Source organism: Verminephrobacter aporrectodeae subsp. tuberculatae At4 (genome assembly GCF_000193225.1).
GTDB classification, from domain to species: domain Bacteria; phylum Pseudomonadota; class Gammaproteobacteria; order Burkholderiales; family Burkholderiaceae_C; genus Acidovorax; species Acidovorax aporrectodeae.
In genome coordinates this window covers 1-4,723 of the sequence record NZ_AFAL01000725.1, presented here as the reverse complement: position 1 = coordinate 4,723, position 4,723 = coordinate 1, and the positions used below count along the sequence as shown (strand labels likewise).

Annotated in this window: 6 protein-coding genes; 3 read left to right on the top strand and 3 right to left on the bottom strand. The window is 68.2% G+C overall.

The features are described from left to right. Positions 1–212 (bottom strand): cysteine peptidase family C39 domain-containing protein (locus VTU_RS33140; protein ID WP_010108191.1); only part of this gene is annotated, 212 nt, incomplete at its 3' end. Positions 213–581: 369 nt separating this feature from the next. Between VTU_RS33140 and VTU_RS0120670 the strand changes: the two genes are divergently transcribed. Then, entirely contained in the window at positions 582–1,340 is a 759-nt protein-coding gene (locus VTU_RS0120670) for a 3-hydroxyacyl-CoA dehydrogenase (RefSeq protein WP_010108190.1), read from the top strand. 42 nt (positions 1,341–1,382) lie between these two features. Here the strand turns inward: VTU_RS0120670 and mnmE are convergent, their stop codons facing one another. Continuing rightward, complete coding sequence (gene mnmE / locus VTU_RS0120665; RefSeq protein ID WP_010108188.1) at positions 1,383–2,810, bottom strand: tRNA uridine-5-carboxymethylaminomethyl(34) synthesis GTPase MnmE; 1,428 nt, start codon at positions 2,808–2,810, stop codon at positions 1,383–1,385. 160 nt (positions 2,811–2,970) lie between these two features. Between mnmE and VTU_RS0120660 the strand changes: the two genes are divergently transcribed. Then, the gene (locus tag VTU_RS0120660) at positions 2,971–3,288 is read left to right on the top strand and encodes a DUF3579 domain-containing protein (protein ID WP_010108186.1); all 318 of its coding nucleotides are present in this window, start codon (positions 2,971–2,973) and stop codon (positions 3,286–3,288) included. A 14-nt stretch (positions 3,289–3,302) separates the two neighbouring features. Here the strand turns inward: VTU_RS0120660 and VTU_RS0120655 are convergent, their stop codons facing one another. After that, positions 3,303–4,391, bottom strand: coding sequence for a DUF6817 domain-containing protein (locus tag VTU_RS0120655; RefSeq protein ID WP_010108184.1), 1,089 nt, complete (start codon positions 4,389–4,391; stop codon positions 3,303–3,305). Between the two features lie 145 nt (positions 4,392–4,536). Between VTU_RS0120655 and VTU_RS34010 the strand changes: the two genes are divergently transcribed. Next, complete coding sequence (locus VTU_RS34010; protein WP_010108182.1) at positions 4,537–4,707, top strand: hypothetical protein; 171 nt, start codon at positions 4,537–4,539, stop codon at positions 4,705–4,707. Positions 4,708–4,723 lie beyond the last annotated feature (16 nt).

Genomic DNA, 4,723 nt, shown 5'->3' with positions numbered 1-4,723 from the left:
GCGGGTTCGCTGGGCCGCAAGCCGATTTGGTGGGCCAGCGTGGCCGGGTCGGCTGCGGTTTGGTGCAGCCGGGCGACCATGCACAGGGCGGTGAGCGAGTCCGCTGCCGGGTCCTGTTGCGCGCTGGTCTGCGGTGCTGCCGGGGTTGCGTCCGGCGTGTCGGCCGTGGCCACGGGGGGGCTTGTCTCCGTATCCGTATTCTTTTCCGTCATGGTGAAATCCGTCCCTTCTCTTGATTTGCCGCAGGGCTTGCGCTCCTGGGCAGAGACTGGTGGGGCCGAAACGGCTGGCTGCCCGTCGGGTTCGACGGAGGGCGCCAGTAGCTCGGAGTAACTTCAGTTCATCGCGGATATTTGTCTCTCATGTTACTCCGCTCGCATCGGGCGAGGGCATACCCGACATGTAAAAGGGGGTATAAAAAATTGTTACTCTGCTGGCGCAGTTCCGGTGCCGGGCCGCTCCCACGCAGCGCCCGTGGCCAGCATGCCGGGGGTTTCCGCCGCTGTGCTCTTGCTCCGCGGGCTGCCCGCAGGGGATCCCCCATAATCGGCGCTCACTTCACCCGGCTGGAGACACAGGACATGGAAATCAAGGGCAAGGTATTCATCGTGACCGGCGCGGCGTCGGGTCTGGGCGAGGGGACGGCGCGCATGCTTGCGGCCCAGGGCGGCCAGGTGGTGCTTGCCGACATGCAGGCCGAAAAGGGCGCGGCCGTGGCCCGGGAAATCGGCGCTGCCTTTGTGCCATGCGATGTGGGCAGCGAGGCCGACGGCCAGGCCGTGGTGGCGCAGGCGGTTTCCATGGGCAAGCTCATGGGTCTGGTGAACTGTGCCGGCATTGCCCCCGCCGAAAAGACCGTGGGCCGCAGCGGCGTGCATGCGCTGGAGCTCTTTCGCAAGACCGTCACGGTCAACCTGATCGGCAGCTTCAACATGATCCGCCTGGCCGCGCAGGCCATGTGCGGGAACGATCCCGAGCCCACCGGCGAGCGTGGCGTGCTGATCTCCACCGCCAGCGTGGCCGCCTACGACGGCCAGATCGGCCAGGCGGCGTACTCGGCGTCCAAGGGCGGCGTGGTTGGCATGACGCTGCCCATCGCGCGCGACTTGGCGCGCAACGGCATCCGCAACATGACCATCGCGCCCGGAATCTTCGGCACGCCCATGCTCTTTGGCATGCCCCAGGAAGTGCAGGATGCGCTGGCTGCGAGCGTCCCCTTTCCCAGCCGCCTGGGAACGCCGCAGGACTACGCCAAGCTGGTGCAGCACATCTTTGAAAACGACATGCTCAATGGCGAGGTGATTCGCCTCGATGGCGCGATCCGCCTGGCACCGCGCTAAGCCCCCTGGACTTGGCGCAGCGACAGGCACCGGCGCGCGCGCCTACTTGCCGATGCAAAAGCGCGAGAAGATCGCGCCCAATAGTTCGTCCGCGCCAAACGCTCCGGTGATCGCGTTCAGCGCGTTCAGCGCCAGGCGCAGTTCTTCGGCCAGCAGGTCCAGCGCCGGGTCCTGGGCCTGCAATTGCTCCGAGGCCTCGTGCAGGTGGGCCGATACCGCCTGCAAGGCCTCGACGTGCCGGGCGCGGGCGATGCAAATGCCTTCGGGGGCCGATTGCCAGCCCGCCACTTCGAGCAGGATGCACCGCAGGCCGTCCAGCCCCTCGCCGGTGCGGGCGGACAGGCGCACGCTGGGACGCGCAGCGCCCGCGGCCGGGGGCGCCGGCGCCGCCAGAGCGCAGTCGGTCTTGTTCCAGACATCGATCACCGCAACCGCCGGGGACAGTTTCTGCGCCAGCGCGTGCTCTATGGCTGCGTCGTCGGCCATGTATTGCGCCGCGCCCGCGCGTGACAGGTCGTGCAGAAACAGCACCGCATCGGCGGCGGCGATCTCGTCCCAGGCACGGGCGATGCCCATGCGCTCCACCGCGTCGGCGCTGCTGCGCAGGCCTGCGGTGTCGATGACGTGCAGGGGCACGCCCTCTATCTGTATGGTCTGCTCTACCTTGTCGCGCGTGGTTCCCGCAACCGGCGTGACGATGGCCAGTTCGGCCCCCGCGAGCGCGTTGAGCAGCGAGCTCTTGCCCGCATTCGGCTGGCCGGCGATGACCACCCGGATGCCCTCGCGCAGCAGCGCGCCCTGGCGCGCACGCTGCATCACGCAGTCCAGGGTGCGCTGCAATGTCGAGAGCTGGCCCCGGGCGTCGGCCTGGCGCAGGAAGTCGATCTCTTCTTCCGGAAAATCGAGCGTGGCCTCGACCAGCGTGCGCAGGTGAATGAGCGCATCGCGCAGGCTGTGGATCTCGGCAGAAAAGGCGCCGCTCAGCGAGCGGCTCGCGCTGCGCGCCGCGGCCTCGGTGCTTGCGTCGATCAGGTCGGCAATCGCCTCGGCCTGGGCCAGGTCGATCTTGTCGTTGAGAAAGGCGCGCTCGGTGAACTCGCCCGGCTGCGCCACACGCAGGCCGGGCAGGCAGGCCCGGCCCGTTGCCGGGTCCACGCTGGCGCCGGCCTCCAGGCAGCGCGCGAGCAGCAACTGCAGCACCACGGGCCCGCCATGGGCCTGCAGTTCCAGCACATCTTCGCCCGTGTAGCTGTGCGGACCGGGAAAGTACAGCGCCAGCCCCTGGTCGATGGCCTGACCGCGCGCGTCGCGAAACGGCAGATAGCTTGCCTCGCGTGGCCTGAGCGCGCGCGCGCACAGGGCCTGCACCAGGGCGCCGATCGAGTGGCCCGATACCCGCACGATGCCGACCGCCCCGCGCCCCTGGGCGGTGGCGATGGCAACAATGGGGTCGTGGTGGCGGGTCGGCATGGGTGGGGACTTTAGCGGGATGGATGAAGCCTGCGCGGAGTTGCATTCCTTGCGCACGAACATGGCGGCCCACTCTTATATAAGAGTTAGAATGCCGCAGCCCGCGCTAGCGGCAGGCAGTGATCCTGCGCGCACCGCGCCCCCTCCCCCTCGACCCCCGATGGCCTCCCCCTCCTCCCACACAATCTGCATTCGGGGCATCACCCACGAAGGGAAAAGCTTTCGCCCCAGCGACTGGGCCGAGCGGCTGGCCGGTGTGATGAGCCGCTTTCGCCCGGGGGAAGTCCGCCTTGGTAGCCATCTGAGCTATTCGCCCTGGTGCGTTCCGACCACCATCGACGGCGTGAAGTGCGTGCTCGTGCACAGCGACCTGCGCGCGCACGAGCCCATGGCCTGGGATTTCGTCATCCACTTTGCGCGCGACAACGAACTGCAGTTGATCCCGGCCGGCCTGCCGCCCGACGAGCCTGCGGCCTGAAGCGCGGCAGGAATTCAGTCGCGCAGCGCGAGGTTGTTCAGCTTGTCCAGCCGCTCGGGCCAGCTGCCGTCTACCGTGGCGCCCTGCAGCAGGATGCGCGTCCAGGCGATCCAGGCCTCCCATTGCACGCGCTTGTCCCAGGAATTGCCCCAGACGCAGAACAGCTGCAGGGCGCTGCTCGCCGCGGCCCTGGCCTCGTCCCTGCGGCCGGCCGTGAGGTACAGCTGCGCCAGCGTCATTTGCGACTCGCCCACCCAGGGGTTGTGGCGCACGGCGTTCTCGAGCACGCCCGTGGCCACGTCCAGGTCCACCAGGGGCTGGTCCTGCTGGACGACCGCCCAGTACAGCGCGCTGGCGGCCGCCTCGTCGGACGCGGACAGGTTCTGGCTGCAATGCGCGAACACCGGCGGAATGGGCAGCAGGTCCTTCAGTGCCGGGTGCTGCAGCGCCTGCCCCAGCGCGCTGATCTGGTGCAGCATGCGCCCCGTGGGTCGCATGGGGCCGGGCCACAGCGAGGCCGCCCAGTGCGCGGTTTGCGGGCGCTGCTGCACGTCGGGGAAGCGCGAGTAGACATCGTCCTGCCAGCTGGACCATTGCTCGATGGTGTCGGCCATGCTGACGATGATGAACACCGCCACCTCGTAGGGCGTGAGCACGTGGCGCTGGCCGTCCTTCTCCAGCACCAGGCTGCCGTCGGCCTCCAGCGCGTGGGCCAGCACCCGCTGCACGAACTGCGTGCGCGACTGGGTGCAAAACAGGTACACCAGATGCTCGGCGGACTCGCCCATCAGGCCCCGCATCCGCGCCCGCTCCTTGGCCGGGTCGAACTTCACGAGGTCCACGAACGCATTGCCGTACACGCTGTGCAGCAGCCCCAGGAGGCGCACGTCGCGCGGTTGCTGCCAGACGCTCAGCGAGCGGGCCACGCCCACGAGGTGGTGGCGGAACGTTCCCGCCTTGTGCCAGTCCTGCCCCACATTGCGCGCCAGCACGGTGGGCAGCATGGGTGCCAGATCGGGGTCACGCGCCAGCCACTCTTCGTCGAGCAGCGACTGTGCACGGGAGAACAGGTCGGGGTCCAGCGGGTGGAAAGGCAGGCTCATGGTTTTTTCGTCTCCAATTGTTCAGTTTGTGTGGGCCGCAGTATCGCTGCTTGCAAGCGACGAAGGCAAGCCTTGTGGGCCGTGCAACAGGGCCCGGATGTGGCCTAATGGCGGTTTTATTTTTTCACTCCCGCAGAGAATGACCATGGGCAACAAGATCGTCACCGAAGCAGACCGCAAGCGCACTCCTCCCCCGAAGCCCATGCCCGGCGTAACACTGCGCACCCCCGGCCGCGGCCAGCGTGTGAGCCTGGAGCGCGGCATCACGACGCGCAGCAAGAAGAACCCCGGCAAGCGTTCGCGCAAGGGCGGTTGATGCGCCCACGGGGAGC